This window comes from Amycolatopsis sp. NBC_00348 (genome assembly GCF_036114655.1).
Lineage (GTDB): Bacteria > Actinomycetota > Actinomycetes > Mycobacteriales > Pseudonocardiaceae > Amycolatopsis.
The window spans coordinates 7984814-7998222 of record NZ_CP107994.1 but is presented as its reverse complement, the minus strand read 5'-3'; the positions used below and the strand labels follow the sequence as shown (position 1 = coordinate 7998222).

The window sequence follows — 13409 nt, the reverse complement described above, 5'->3', positions numbered from 1 at the left end:
ACCGCCGGCAGGCCGTGGGCGGCGGCTGCGGTGGGCGGGGCGCTTCAGGCCACCCGGAAGCGCACTCGGGTGCCCGGTCGGGCCTGGGCGAGTGCGCTCAGTGCGGCGGTCCGGACCACTGCCGCGACGGGGTAGCCGCCCGTGGTGGGGTGGTCGTTCAGGAAGACCACCGGGAGGCCGCTCGGCGGGACCTGGATCGCGCCCGTCAGCACGCCTTCGCTGGGCAGCTCCGCCTCGGCGAACTCCGCGGCCCGGCGCAGCGGGGTGCCGTCCAGGCGCAGGCCGACGCGGTTCGACTCCGGCGTCACCGTCCACCACGCCGACAGGCCCTCGGCCGGGGACTCCAGCCAGTCGTCGCGAGGACCCGGCGTCACCGGGATCACCAGGTCTGGCGGCGCCGTGGCCGGGACGACGACGTCCGCGCCCGCCGGGACTCCGCGGGCCGGACCGAGCGGGAGGACGTCGCCGGACCGCAGCGGTGCCGGGCCGATGCCGGACAGGACGTCCCGGGACCGGCTGCCCAGCACCTCCTCGACGTCGATCCCGCCGGACACCGCCAGGTAGCAGCGCAACCCGGCACCGGGGGTGCCCACGGCAAGCGTTTGCCCGGCTCCGACGAAGACCGCCGTGTGGGAGCCGAAGGGACGGCCGTCGACGTCGACCGCGACCGACGGGCCGGTCACGGCCACCGTCGCCGATGCCGTGAAGCGCACCGAAAGGCCGCCGAGCAGGGCTTCGATGCCGGCCAGGTCCTCGGGGTTACCGGCGAGCCGGTTCGCCAGCCGCAGCGACGCCGTGTCGAGGGCACCCGACGGTGCCACGCCGAGGTGCGCGTATCCGGGCCGGCCGAGGTCTTCGACCAGCGCGTACGGGCCTGACGAGACGACTTCCAGTGACCTCACCGGACGCTCCGGAACCGCACGCGATCGCCCGGTGCGAGCAGGGCGGGCGGGTCGGCGTGGGCGTCGAAAAGCGGCGTGGTCGTGTGCCCGAGCAGCCGCCAGCCGCCCGGGGACTCGCGGGGGTAGACGCCGGTGAACTCGCCCGCCAGCCCCACCGACCCGGCCGGGACGCGGGTGCGCGGGGAATCCAGCCGCGGCTGCCGCAACGGCGAGGGAAGTCCGGTCAGGTAGCCGAAACCGGGCGCGAAGCCGGTGAACGCGACCGTGTAGGCGGCGCCGGTGTGCAGCTCGGCCACGGCGTCTTCGGAGCAGCCGGCGTCGGCGGCCACCAGCGCGAGGTCCTCGCCGTCGTAGTGGACGTCGAGGGTCACTTCGCGCGGGTTGCCGTCGGGTGGGTGCGTGAGATCGGCGCCGTCCAGCAACGCGCGTACCGCGGCGACCGCGCCGACGACCAAAAGGCTGCGAGCGCCGGGAACGAGGTCGACGACGCCGTCCGGGCGCGCGGCGAGCACCGTCGCGTGCGCCGCCCGCATCTGGTCGAGCGAGTCGCAGTCCAGCAGGGCGGCGTCCTCGCCACACCGCCGCCAGCGCATGCCGGGTGCCGTCAGCCGACCACGCGGTGCAGCAGGGCCGAGGTGTGCGGCTGCAGCTCCTGGCCCATCATCGCGCGCTCCTCGACGTAGCCGAGCGAGCCCTCGATCAGGCCGTACAGCCGCTGGGCGGCCTTGACTTCCTTCGCGCTGGCCGTGCGGATCACCGCGTCGGTGCCCAGCTCCCAGGACGTCTGGTTGCGCGGCTTGCCGTAGTACAGCTCGACGAGCCCGGTGTTGTGCGTGAGCAGCAGCTCGAGCGTGTCGTCCGCCTGCGGCCGCCAGAACCCGGTCTCGCGCGCGGCGGGGCGGATGACGTTGCCCTCGTCGTCGAGCAGCCAGGACCGCGACTCGTGGATCAGGAACGGCCGGCCGTCGTGCGCGATCGTCAGCTGCTGCGCGAACTTGCGGGGGCCTTCGATGGTCGGGTAGTCGACCTCGCCCTCACCGCGCCAGACACCGACCATCGGCAGCAGCGCGAGACAGGCCTCGTTGAGGTCCGGCCCCTCGCGCAGGTTGGCCGTGTCGTTGGGGATGGGCAGGTCGTCCCACAACGGGAGGTTGCGCGCGCGGGTGCTCGCCGCGCGCATTTCCGCTGCTGCAATGGCGTCGTCGCCGCTGTCGGTCATGGGTCAGCGCTGGTCCGCGTAAAGCCGGTAGACGACGTACACGGCGAACCAGGTGATCGCGACGCCGGCGAGCACCAGCAAGGTCGTAAACAGTGCTTCCACGCCCAGCAGGATAGTCCGCCGCCGCTCAGCCGGCCCGGCGCAGGGTCGCCGCGGTGAGCACGGTCACCGCGAGCAGCACCACGCCGGCCACGCCCATCGCCGCGTGCAGGCCGCTCGGCAGCGTCGAACCGCGGGCCAGCAACGCGCCGAGGGCGGCGACGCCGAGCGCGGTGCCGGTCTGGCGGGCGGCGTTGACCGTCGCCGACGCGATCCCGCTGCGGTGCCCCGGCAGCCCGGCCAGCCCGACGATGTTCGACGGCGTCACCGACAGCCCGACCCCGGCGCCGGCCAGCGCGAACGCGAGCGCCACCAGCCAGTACGGGCTCCGCGCGTCCAGTACCAGGAACGCGAAGGAGCCGACGGCCGCGACGAAGTAGCTGATCGGCAGCAGCCGCTCCGCGCCGTAGCGGGCCGAAAGCCGGCCGGCGGTGAAGGCCGCGGCGACGTTCGCCAGCACGTACGGCAGCATCTGGACGCCCGCCTCGGTCGCCGTCGCGCCGCGGGCCTGCTGCAGGTAGACGCCGATCAGGAAGACCGCCGGGTAGGCCGCGAACCCGAGGCTCCACGCGGCGAAGATGGCCACCGAGAACCGGGTCCTGGCGAACAGCCGCACCGGCAGCATCGGGTGTTCCGCGCGCAGCTCGACCACGATGAACGCCGTCAGCGCGGCGAGCCCGAGAACGCCGGTGACCAGCACGGACGTGCTCAGCCCGAGCCGGCCGGCCTCGATCACGGCGTACGTCAGCAGGCCGATCCACAGGGCGCCGAGCACCTGCCCGGTCAGGTCGAGCGCGCCGTGCGCCGGGTCGCGGGACTCGCTGATCCCGCGGCGGCCCAGCACGACCGCGACCAGCCCGATCGGCACGTTGATCAGGAAGATCGACGGCCAGCCGAAGGCGTCGGTCAGCGGGCCGCCGATCAGCGGGCCGAGCACCAGCGCGCAGCCCGCGACCGTGCTCCACAGGCCCATCACCCGCGCCCGCGCGGCCGGCTCCGGGAACGCGTGCGCGAGCAGCGCGACCGAGCCCGGGATCACGGCGGAGGCCGCAAAGCCCTGGATGATCCGGGCGACGACCAGCACTTCGAGCGTCGGCGCCAGTGCGCAGCCGGCCGACGCGATCGTGAACAACGTCAGCCCGCACAGGTAGACGAGCTTGCGGCCGTAGCGGTCGCCGAGCGTGCCGCCGGAGAGGATCACGGCGGTGAGGGCGACGGTGTAGCCGTCGATGATCCACTGCAGGCCGCTGAAGCTCGTGCCCAGCGTCCGCTGCATGGTCGGCAGCGCGACGCTCACGACGCTGACGTCGAGCAGGGCCATGAAGCTGCCCAGGAAGACGGCGGTGAGCAGGCCGGTCCGGCGCGTCGCAGTAGCGGTAAGGGTCACCTAAACAGGTTGCGACCTCAACCCGGGTTGAGGTCAACTCGTCTCATGCTGTCCATCGGGGAAACCGCCGCGACCGTCGGCGTCGCGGTGTCGCGCCGGGGCGGGAACGCGTCTACGGGCCGGACGAGCTGCACCGGCTGGCCACCGTGAAGATGTTGCAGGACAAAGTTTTGCTCAGCCGCGACGAGATCGCGCTGGTGCTGCGCGGCCCGGAGGATGGTGACTGGCGGACCGCGGCCCGCGACCGGATCGCCGAGCCGGCCGAGCAGCAGCGGAAGCTCGCGATCGCGGAGACGTTCCCCTCACTGCGGGACTACACCGACCGCGTCCTGGCTGCCGCTGGAAAGCCGTGAAGGGCACCCTCATGGACATAAAGTCCCTGAAGGTGCCCCTCACGGCAGAGCAGAACTCAGGCGACCGAGATGGCCAGCTGGTGCAGGCCGGGCCCGGAAGCGGTGACGGACGCTTCGCCGTTGCCGCTGCGGTGCAGCGCGCGCACGGTCCACTCGCCCGGCGCCGCGTAGAAGCGGAAGTCGCCGTCGGCCGAGGAGACGACCTCGCCCGTGAAGTCGCCGCCGCCGTCCAGCAGCCGGACGAACGCGCCGCCGACCGGCCCGTCCGCGCCGGTCACCTTGCCGGCCAGGACGACCTGGCCCTTGGTGTCGTAGTCCGCCGGCGTGGCCTCCTGGACCGGTGCGCCGCAGCTGTCGTCGACCGCCATCACTTGGCTCCCAACTCGACCGGCACGCCGACCAGCGAGCCGTATTCCGTCCACGAACCGTCGTAGTTCTTCACGTCCTGGTGGCCGAGCAGCTCGTGCAGCGCGAACCACGCGATGGACGAGCGCTCACCGATGCGGCAGTAGGCGATGGTGCCCTTGCCGGCGTCGATGCCCTGCTCCTTGTAGAGCTCGTCGATCTCGCCCTCGGACTTGAAGGTGCCGTCCTCGTTGGCGACCTTCGCCCACGGCACGTTCAGCGCGCCCGGGATGTGGCCGGGGACCTGGGACTGCTCCTGCGGCAGGTGCGCCGGGGCGAGCAGCTTGCCGGAGAACTCGTCCGGCGACCGGACGTCGACGAAGTTCTTCGCGCCGATGGACTGGACGACCTCGTCGCGGAACGCGCGCAGGGACAGGTCCTGGTCCTTGGCCTTGTAGTCGGTGGTGTCGCGCTTGACGTCGTCGGAGTTCAGCTCCCGGCCGTCGAGCTCCCACTTCTTGCGGCCGCCGTCGAGCAGCTGGACGTTCTCGTGGCCGTAGAGCTTGAAGTACCAGTACGCGTAGGCGGCGAACCAGTTGTTGTTGCCGCCGTAGAGGACCACGCGGTCGTCGTTCGAGATGCCCTTCTCCGACAGGAGCTTCTCGAAGCCCTCCTTGGAGACGAAGTCGCGGCGGACCCCGTCCTGCAGGTCCTTTCGCCAGTCGAACTTCACCGCGCCCCGGATGTGGCCGCCGTCGTAGGCGGTGGTGTCCTCGTCGACCTCGGCGAACACGACGCCGGGGGTGTCCAGGTTCTCCTCGGCCCACTGGGTGGTGACCAGGACGTCTTCACGGCTCATGGAGATGAACTCTCTTTCTGGGTTGGATCTTCAGGACGACGCGCGGGCGGGACTGAAGCGTTTGATCAGCAAGAACATTTCGCAGCCCAAGCAGAAGTTGAAAGCCGCGTTGAGGAAGGCCGCGAAGAGCGCGAAGGCCGTCGCGACGATACCGAGGGGCGTGATGCCGACGGCGAAGCCGATGGTGCCGACGAGCGCGAACACGAACCCGACGGCCTGGGCGAACCGCAGCGGCGCCGCGTCCTCCCGCTCGGTCGTCGGGCCGAGGCGCGGGGCCACCAGGTAGCGGTAGGCGATCGAGTACGGCGCGGGCTTGAGCCCGACGAACGCGCCGATCGCGAAGACGACGGTCTGGATCGCCAGCAGCGGCCACCACTGGGTGACCAGGACGACCGCGAGCACGATCGTCGTCAGGATGGCGGCGAACCGCGGGCCACGCGGGTCGACGGCCGGTCCGGCGGACATGGTTCCTCCAGCTGGAGCAGAGGGGATGCGTGCGAACGGCACGCGTCAGCGTTTTCAGGCTGGCTGGGGACCGAGGCGATGAAGACGTCGTTCAGCGCTGGTCTGGCTGAAGGCGACACAGGCTGCTGCGGACGCGGCAGAGGTCTACTGCGCGTCGCTGCGTCAAGAAGGTGGTCAGCCTGGTCACGGGTGCGAGGGTACCCAGTGCTCCCTCAGAGTGGGAACCACGTTCATACCTTGGGACGATTCCCGTCCCTTGGGACGAGGTCCTGGTCAGGACGTCCGCGCAGTGAGATGCGGGCGCAGCGCGTCCAGCAGTTCGGGGCCCTTCGGGACGCCGCCGACGCGCAGCAGCTCCCGGCCGTCCGGGGTCAGCGCGATCGTGGTCGGCGTCCGCAGCACGGCCAGGGCCTGCGCGACCTCCGGCTGGTTGGTGACGTCGAGTTCGACGTGGTGCAGGCCGTCGGTCCGCTCGGCCAGCGGCGCGAGGACGGCCTTCGCGTGCCGGCAGGGCGCGCAGAAGGTGGTGGAGATCTGGACCAGCGTCACGGCGGACGCCGGGTCGAGGACGGCGGCGACGGGGCCGGGCAGCTCACGCACGGGCCCGGCGTCCCGCGCCTCCCGCACCCGGCCGTTGCGGGCCCGCAGCAGCAGCCCGGCGGCCGTCCCGGCCACCAGTACCGCCACGAGCACCCACAGCCCCGTCACCGGCCACTCCTACTTGCTCAGGTCCGCGAAGGACACGTTCGACGCCTCACCCTTGATCGTCACCGATCCGCTCTGCACCCGCACGCCGGTCGGCGTCACCGACAGCGGCAGGTCCTTCGTCGCGATCGACGCGTTGAAGTTCGGCAGCAGCGCCTTCTGCACCGCCTGGGGAACGACCGTGGTCTCCTGGTCATTCCCGAACTGCAGCCGCTTCGGCGCGAAGGTGATCGTTCCCGCCTTCGCGTCCGCCTCGATCATCGCGAAGCAGAAGATTTCCAGATCCTTGCCCGCGAACTGAAGGTGTCCCGAAATGCGGACGCCGGTGCTCGACTCGTCGACCGGCTGGCCGTCGGCGGCGGTCGTGGTGGTCGTCGGCGTCGGCTCGGCCTGCCCGGAGTCGCCGTTCTGGACGTAGTCCGTGGTCGCGGGCTCGATCCGCAGGTCCTTGATCTTGTCCAGCGGCGAGATGCGGGCCAGGTCGGCGGCCTTGATGGTGACCGCCCCGGTCAGCTTGCCGATGGTGATGGCCTTCGTGTTGCCGTTCGTGAGGTCCGACAGCGGCGCGGTGACGTCCTCGAGCTCGGCGTTCAGCGCGACGTCCTGGAGCTTGTCGCCGACCGGCACGCCGGCGGCCGACACGCTGATGTGACTGTAGTCACCGCCCAGGGCCTGCGTGAGGAACGGGAAGCCGTGGATGGTCACCGACGGGTCGTCGGTCAGCTGCAGCTGTTCGCGCGCCTTCTGCGAGATCGTGTGCTCGGCGAACGCGGCGGCCCCGAAGTCGGCGCCGACCAGCAGCAGCACCAGCACGACCAGGGCGATCACCCAGCGACGGCCCCGGCGGCCGCGGCGTCGCGCGTCCGGCCTCGGTGCGGGTCGGTCGTCCCGGGTCACGGGCCTGCTCACCATCGCGTCCGTACTCCTGTTTCGTCGGGGTTGCTCGGGGTTCGTCGGGCGCACCGGGGGTTTCTCCAGGTGTGATCGATCCAGCAAGGGTTAGGTACCCGGCCGTCGAGCCGCTATTCTCACTTAGCACCGACTAACGCCACCGTGAGGCGACGACTTGAGAAGGCGGTGCGGCTCATGAGCCTGGACCTTCTGGTACTGACTGCGGAAGCGGATGCCACGTCGGTGCTGCCCGCGCTGGACCTGCTGCCGCACACCGTACGCGTCCGTCCCCCCGAGGTGACCGCCCTGCTCGACGCGGGTCACCGGGACGTCATCCTGCTGGACGCGCGCAGCGATCTGGCCTCGGCGAAGAGCCTCTGCCGGCTGCTCAAGGGCACCGGCGAGGACGAGGCCTCCACCCCGATCATCGCCGTCGTCGGCGAAGGCGGCCTGGTGGCCGTGAGCGCCGAATGGCGCACCGACGACATCCTCCTGCCGACGGCCGGCCCGGCCGAGGTCGACGCCCGGCTGCGGCTGGTCACGACCCGCGACGGCGGTTCCGCGCAGGTCGACGCCGAGCTGCGGGTCGGCGAGCTGGTCATCGACGAGGCGACCTACACCGCACGCCTCAAGCGGCGCACGCTGGAGCTCACCTACAAGGAGTTCGAGCTGCTCAAGTACCTCGCGCAGCACGCCGGCCGGGTGTTCACCCGCGCCCAGCTGCTGCAGGAGGTCTGGGGCTACGACTTCTTCGGGGGCACCCGCACGGTCGACGTCCACGTCCGGCGGCTGCGCGCCAAGCTCGGCCCGGAGCACGAGCAGATGATCGGCACCGTGCGCAACGTCGGCTACAAGTTCGAGCGGCCCGCCAAGGGCGCGCAGCAGCGGCCCAACCTGCCGGTGCAGGCGTCCGCCGAGGCCCCGGCCGACACCCCCGAACACGCGCACTAGGTCCCCCACGCTCTCCAGGACGTCCCGCACGACCTTCGCGTTGCTCCGGGTCCCGGGTACGGTCCAGGGGTGAGCGGAGACGGGGAATGGCTTCAGGAGCTGGACGAGCAGCAGCTCGCGCACGTGCGGCAGCTGCTGCTGGCCGTGCGCGAGGCGGACGGGCGGCCCGAGGTCGAACCCGACGGCGCGCTGCCCGGTGAGTTCGACGGCGGTGAGCACCTCGTCGCCTGCGTCGAAGGCGACGTCGTCGGCTACGCGCACCTCGACACCACGGGTGACTCCTTCGGCCACCAGGTCGCCGAGCTGCTCGTGCACCCCGCCCACCGCAACCGCGGGTACGGCGCGAAGCTGCTTCAGGCGCTCGACGAGCGCGCCGCCGTCGGGTTCCGCGTCTGGGCCCACGGCGACCACCCCGCGGCCCGGCAGCTCGCGCTGCGGACCGGGCTGGAGCGCAAGCGCGAACTGCTGATCCTGCACACCACCGTCGACGGCGCGGACTGGCCGGAGCCGGTGTTGCGCGACGGAGTCTCGCTGCGCACCTTCGTGCCGGAGCAGGACGAGGACGCCGTCGTCCAGGTCAACGCGCGCGCCTTCGACTGGCACCCCGAGCAGGGTGCGATGACGGCGGACGACATCCGCGCCGACGAACGGCGGTCGTGGTTCGCCCCCGCCGGCTTCTTCCTCGCCGAGGAGAACGGTGCGGTGATCGGCTTCCACTGGACGAAGGTGCACGAGGCCACGCCGGGCCGGTTCGGCGGCGAGCGCGTCGGCGAGGTGTACGTCGTCGGCGTCGACCCGGCCGCCCAGGGCGGTGGCCTCGGCCGGGCGCTGACGCTGGCCGGGCTGCGGTACCTGGCGGAGCAGGGGCTGCGGCAGGTGATCCTGTACGTCGAGGGCGACAACGCGCCGGCGCTGGCGGTCTACACCAAGCTCGGGTTCACGCGTCACGAGACCGACGTCCAGTACGGTCGGTGACCACGTTGGACGCCGTGCAAGCAAGTCGTCACTGTCGGCAAACCCCCAGGTCACGGCCAGGACACGGCATCCTTTCGGAGTAGTCGCACTGCTCACATCCGGGGCCTTGTTCACTTTGCGTTCATTTGTTCACGGCTGACCGTCCACCAGGGCTGCCTAATGTCCGGATCCGGCGCGGCGAAACACGCCGCTGCCGAACCCGTGATGCTCCTGATGGAGGAAATGCAGTGAAGATCATGCGGCCCCTGAGCGCGGTCGGCATCGTGGCGAGCGCCGCGCTCGTGCTCGCCGCCTGTGGTTCCGACCCCGCGGCGACGAACAGCAGCAGCTCGAACTCGGCTGCGGCTCCGGCCGCCACCGGCACGGCCGACGTGGCGTGCGGCGGCAAGAGCCCGCTGTCCGCCGAAGGCTCGTCGGCACAGAAGAACGCGATCGACATCTTCACGCAGCAGTACAGCAAGAAGTGCTCGGGCCAGCAGGTCAACTACAACCCCAGTGGCTCGGGCGCCGGCGTCAAGCAGTTCAACGCCAACCAGATCGACTTCGGCGGCTCGGACTCGCCGGCCACCGGCGCGGACCTCGAAGCGGCCACCAAGCGCTGCGCGAGCCCCGCCTGGAACATCCCGATGGTCGTCGGCCCGGTGGCCGTCGCCTACAAGCTGTCCGGTGTGGACAAGCTGACGCTGACCCCCTCGGTCATCGCCAAGATCTTCAGCGGCGGCGTCACCAAGTGGAACGACCCGGCCATCAAGGCGGTCAAGGGCAACGAGAGCGCGAACCTGCCGGACAAGGCCATCCAGGTCGTCTCCCGCGCCGACGAGTCGGGCACCACCGACAACTTCCAGAAGTACCTGGGCGCGGCGGCGAAGGCCGACTGGACCAAGGGTGCCGGCAAGAAGTTCAACGGTGGCGTCGGCAACGGTGCGCAGGGCTCCAACGGCGTCGCGACCGCGGTGAAGGCCGCCGACGGCGCCATCACCTACGTCGAAGGCGCGTTCGCCAAGGACGGCCTCACGCCGGCCCTGATCGACAGCGGCTCCGGCGGCGTCGAGCTGACCTCGGAGAACGTGGCGAAGTCGCTCGACTCGGCCAAGTTCCTCAAGGACGGCACGAACGACCTCGCGCTCGACCTCAACGGCATCTACGCCAGCAACACCCCGGGTGCCTACCCGCTGCTGCTGACGACCTACGAGATCGTCTGCTCGAAGTACGCGAACGCCGATGTCTCGAAGGCCGTCAAGGCGTTCCTGACGGTGGCCGCCACCGACGGTCAGCAGCCGCTGTCCGCCAAGGGTTACGTGCCGATCCCGCAGTCGCTGCAGACCAAGGTCCTGGCCGCGGTCCAGGCGATCTCCTGACCCCGCGTTGCGACTGGTACCCGAGTTGATAGAGGCTGGTCAGAAGTAGCTGATGAGCGAGTCATCCTCGACGCGAACGCCCACCGGCGACCCCGGTGGGCGTTCGTCGTCCGCCACCACGCCCCCGGAGGATCCGATTTCGGAGCAACCCACCTCGACGGCGGTGCCCGAGCCGCCCGCGAGCGAGAAGCGGAAGAAGGTGCGGCCCGGTGACCGCATCTTCCAGAACCTGACCACCGGGGCCGGGATCTTCGTCGTCGCCCTGATCGGCCTGATCGGGCTCTTCCTGCTCATCCAGGCGATCCCCGCGCTGCAGGCCAACAAGGCCAGCTTCCTGACCAACCACGGCTGGTCGACCAACGACCCGGCGAACATGTCGTTCGGCATCCTCGACCTCCTCGAGGTCACGGTGGCGACGTCGCTGGTGGCGCTGATCATCGCGATGCCGGTGTCGCTGGGCATCGCGCTGTTCCTGACGCACTACGCGCCGAAGCGGCTCGCGCGGCCGTTCGCCTACGTCATCGACCTGCTCGCCGCGGTGCCGTCGATCATCTTCGGCCTCTGGGGCATCCTGGTCTTCGCGCCGGCGATCGAGCCGTTCTCGCAGTGGATCAACGACACCTTCTCGTGGTTCCCGCTGCTGGCGCCCGGCAACGTCGCGCCGAGCGTGCGCGGCACGATCTTCACCGCCGGCATCGTGCTGGCCGTGATGATCCTGCCGATCATCACGTCGCTCTCGCGCGAGGTGTTCGAGCGCACGCCGACCCCGCACCTCGAAGGCGCGCTGGCACTCGGCGCCACGCGCTGGGAAGTCATCCGCACCACCGTGCTGCCGTTCGGCAAGGCCGGCTACATCGGCGCGTCGATGCTCGGCCTCGGCCGCGCGCTCGGCGAGACGATCGCGCTGGCCGTCATCCTGCTCATCCCGCAGGGCCGGAACTTCGACTGGAGCCTCTTCGACGGCGGTTCGACGTTCGCCTCGAAGATCGCCGCCAACTACAGCGAGTTCAACAACGAGATCTCGGCGGGCGCGTACATCGCGGCCGGCCTGGTGCTGTTCGTGCTCACGTTCCTCGTCAACTTCGCGGCGCGGTCCGTCATCGGCAAGAAGGGAGAGTGAGCATGACCAGCACGCTCGAAGCCCCCGCCACGACTCCCGCGTTCCAGCAGGTCAGCCTGGCCCGCAAGGTCAAGAACGGGCTGGCGACCACGCTGGTCTGGCTGTCGTTCCTGATCGCCGTCGTCCCGCTGGTGTGGGTGCTGTACACGGTCGTCGCGAACGGCATCAAGCGCATCCCGTACACCAACTGGTGGTCGCAGGACCTGGGCAACTACCTGTCCGACGAGGTCGGCGGCGGCGTGCTGCACGCCATCGTCGGCAGCCTGCTGCAGGGCCTCGTCTGCGCGATCATCGCGGTGCCGATCGGCATGCTCGTCGCGATCTACCTGGTCGAGTACGGCCGCGGAAAGCTCATGAAGGCCACCACCTTCATGGTCGACATCCTCTCCGGTGTCCCCTCGATCGTCGCCGCGCTGTTCATCTACGCGCTCTGGATCACCACGTTCGGCTTGCCGCGCAGCGGTTTCGCCGTGTCGCTGGCCCTGGTGCTGCTGATGATCCCGGTCGTCGTCCGCTCGTCGGAGGAGATGCTGCGGATCGTCCCGGACGACCTGCGCGAGGCCTCCTACGCGCTGGGCGTGCCGAAGTGGAAGACGATCGTGAAGATCGTGCTGCCGACGGCGTTGTCCGGCATCATCGGCGGCATCATGATGGCGCTCGCCCGCGTGATGGGCGAGACCGCGCCGCTGCTGGTCCTCGTCGGCTACTCCGCCTACACGAACTGGGACATCTTCAGCGGCGAGCAGGCGGCGCTCCCGCTGCTGATGAACAACGAGCGCGTCACCAACTCGATGGACCCCGGCTCGGTCGGCTTCGACCGGATCTGGGGCGCGGCGCTGACGCTGGTGCTCATCATCGCGATCATCAACCTCCTCGCCACCGTGTTCGCGCGCCTTGTCGCCCCGAAGAAGAAGTGAGCTGTAGCCATGGCAAAGCGAATCGACGTCAAGGACGTGGACATCTACTACGGCAAGTTCCACGCCGTCGACGGTGTCTCCCTCTCCGTGCCGCCGCGTAACGTCACCGCGTTCATCGGCCCGTCGGGCTGTGGCAAGTCGACGGTGCTGCGCACGCTGAACCGCATGCACGAGGTCATCCCCGGCGCCCGCGTCGAGGGCGACGTCCTGCTGGACGGCGAGAACATCTACGCGTCGGCCGTCGACCCGGTCCAGGTGCGCCGCACGATCGGCATGGTGTTCCAGCGCCCCAACCCGTTCCCGACGATGTCCATCCGGGACAACGTCGTCGCCGGGCTGAAGCTGGGCGGCACCAAGAACCGCAAGACGCTCGACGAGATCGGCGAGCGCGCCCTGCGCGGCGCCAACCTCTGGAACGAGGTCAAGGACCGCCTCAACAAACCGGGCGGCGGCCTCTCGGGTGGTCAGCAGCAGCGTCTGTGCATCGCCCGCGCGATCGCGGTGCAGCCGGACGTGCTCCTGATGGACGAGCCGTGCTCGGCCCTGGACCCGATCTCGACCCTGGCGATCGAGGACCTGATCGGTGAGCTGAAGAAGGACTACACGATCGTCATCGTCACGCACAACATGCAGCAGGCAGCCCGGGTTTCCGACCAGACGGCGTTCTTCAACCTCGCCGGCGTCGGGCAGCCGGGCCGGCTGGTGGAGCTCAACGACACGGAGAAGATCTTCTCCAACCCGGACGAGAAGGCCACGGAAGATTACATTTCCGGCCGTTTCGGCTGAGTAGTCGTTGTCACGGAAGGCCTTTCTCGCCCGCGCTCGGGGCCGGCGAGAAAGGCCTTCTTCTTTTGTCGGTTGGT

At 70.2% G+C, this 13409-nt stretch carries 16 protein-coding genes; 7 read left to right on the top strand and 9 right to left on the bottom strand.

Translation table 11 applies throughout. The features are described 5' to 3' along the window. Positions 1-44: 44 nt before the first annotated feature. The 4 genes from OHS58_RS35355 to OHS58_RS35340 form a co-directional block, all read right to left on the bottom strand. Positions 45-902 (bottom strand): biotin-dependent carboxyltransferase family protein, encoded by an 858-nt coding sequence (locus OHS58_RS35355; protein WP_328645354.1) that lies wholly within the window; start codon positions 900-902, stop codon positions 45-47. Continuing rightward, entirely contained in the window at positions 899-1495 is a 597-nt protein-coding gene (locus OHS58_RS35350; protein ID WP_328645353.1) for a 5-oxoprolinase subunit B family protein, read from the bottom strand. Before OHS58_RS35350 ends, OHS58_RS35355 begins: the two co-directional genes overlap by 4 nt. 11 nt (positions 1496-1506) lie before the next feature. Beyond that, a complete protein-coding gene (locus OHS58_RS35345; protein ID WP_326945132.1) occupies positions 1507-2121 on the bottom strand; it encodes an FABP family protein in 615 nt (204 codons plus the stop codon). Positions 2122-2248: 127 nt separating this feature from the next. Next, positions 2249-3607, bottom strand: a complete 1359-nt coding sequence (locus tag OHS58_RS35340; RefSeq protein ID WP_328645352.1) for a DHA2 family efflux MFS transporter permease subunit — start codon at positions 3605-3607, stop codon at positions 2249-2251. A gap of 155 nt (positions 3608-3762) precedes the next feature. Here OHS58_RS35340 and OHS58_RS35335 point away from each other — a divergent pair, with 155 nt between their 5' ends. Beyond that, the gene (locus OHS58_RS35335; RefSeq protein ID WP_328645351.1) at positions 3763-3960 is read left to right on the top strand and encodes a hypothetical protein; all 198 of its coding nucleotides are present in this window, start codon (positions 3763-3765) and stop codon (positions 3958-3960) included. A 56-nt stretch (positions 3961-4016) separates the two neighbouring features. Here OHS58_RS35335 and OHS58_RS35330 read toward each other — a convergent pair whose 3' ends face one another. From OHS58_RS35330 to OHS58_RS35310, 5 genes are all read right to left on the bottom strand, one after another. Then, positions 4017-4328: a DUF1416 domain-containing protein gene (locus OHS58_RS35330; RefSeq protein WP_247059122.1), complete on the bottom strand. Its 312-nt coding sequence runs from the start codon at positions 4326-4328 to the stop codon at positions 4017-4019. Further along, a complete protein-coding gene (locus tag OHS58_RS35325; RefSeq protein ID WP_326945128.1) occupies positions 4328-5164 on the bottom strand; it encodes a sulfurtransferase in 837 nt (278 codons plus the stop codon). Before OHS58_RS35325 ends, OHS58_RS35330 begins: the two co-directional genes overlap by 1 nt. Positions 5165-5194: 30 nt before the next feature. Next, entirely contained in the window at positions 5195-5629 is a 435-nt protein-coding gene (locus OHS58_RS35320; protein ID WP_328645350.1) for a DUF4395 domain-containing protein, read from the bottom strand. Positions 5630-5902: 273 nt separating this feature from the next. Beyond that, positions 5903-6337 carry a TlpA family protein disulfide reductase gene (locus tag OHS58_RS35315; protein ID WP_326956663.1) on the bottom strand — a complete coding sequence of 145 codons (435 nt, stop codon included), beginning with the start codon at positions 6335-6337 and terminating at the stop codon, positions 5903-5905. A gap of 9 nt (positions 6338-6346) precedes the next feature. Then, entirely contained in the window at positions 6347-7246 is a 900-nt protein-coding gene (locus OHS58_RS35310; protein WP_247059112.1) for an LmeA family phospholipid-binding protein, read from the bottom strand. A 174-nt stretch (positions 7247-7420) separates the two neighbouring features. Here OHS58_RS35310 and OHS58_RS35305 point away from each other — a divergent pair, with 174 nt between their 5' ends. The 6 genes from OHS58_RS35305 to pstB all read left to right on the top strand — a co-directional run bounded on the left by OHS58_RS35305 (position 7421) and on the right by pstB (position 13332). Beyond that, on the top strand, positions 7421-8176 hold the full coding sequence (locus tag OHS58_RS35305; RefSeq protein WP_247059110.1) for a winged helix-turn-helix transcriptional regulator: 756 nt from the start codon (positions 7421-7423) through the stop codon (positions 8174-8176). Positions 8177-8245: 69 nt separating this feature from the next. Continuing rightward, entirely contained in the window at positions 8246-9151 is a 906-nt protein-coding gene (gene mshD, locus OHS58_RS35300; RefSeq protein WP_326945125.1) for a mycothiol synthase, read from the top strand. A 227-nt stretch (positions 9152-9378) separates the two neighbouring features. Continuing rightward, a complete protein-coding gene (pstS, locus tag OHS58_RS35295; RefSeq protein ID WP_326945124.1) occupies positions 9379-10509 on the top strand; it encodes a phosphate ABC transporter substrate-binding protein PstS in 1131 nt (376 codons plus the stop codon). 199 nt (positions 10510-10708) lie between these two features. Beyond that, positions 10709-11629, top strand: a complete 921-nt coding sequence (gene pstC / locus OHS58_RS35290; RefSeq protein WP_247063793.1) for a phosphate ABC transporter permease subunit PstC — start codon at positions 10709-10711, stop codon at positions 11627-11629. 2 nt (positions 11630-11631) lie between these two features. Further along, positions 11632-12546 (top strand): phosphate ABC transporter permease PstA, encoded by a 915-nt coding sequence (gene pstA, locus OHS58_RS35285; RefSeq protein ID WP_326956666.1) that lies wholly within the window; start codon positions 11632-11634, stop codon positions 12544-12546. 9 nt (positions 12547-12555) lie between these two features. After that, positions 12556-13332 carry a phosphate ABC transporter ATP-binding protein PstB gene (pstB, locus tag OHS58_RS35280; RefSeq protein ID WP_247059102.1) on the top strand — a complete coding sequence of 259 codons (777 nt, stop codon included), beginning with the start codon at positions 12556-12558 and terminating at the stop codon, positions 13330-13332. Positions 13333-13409 lie beyond the last annotated feature (77 nt).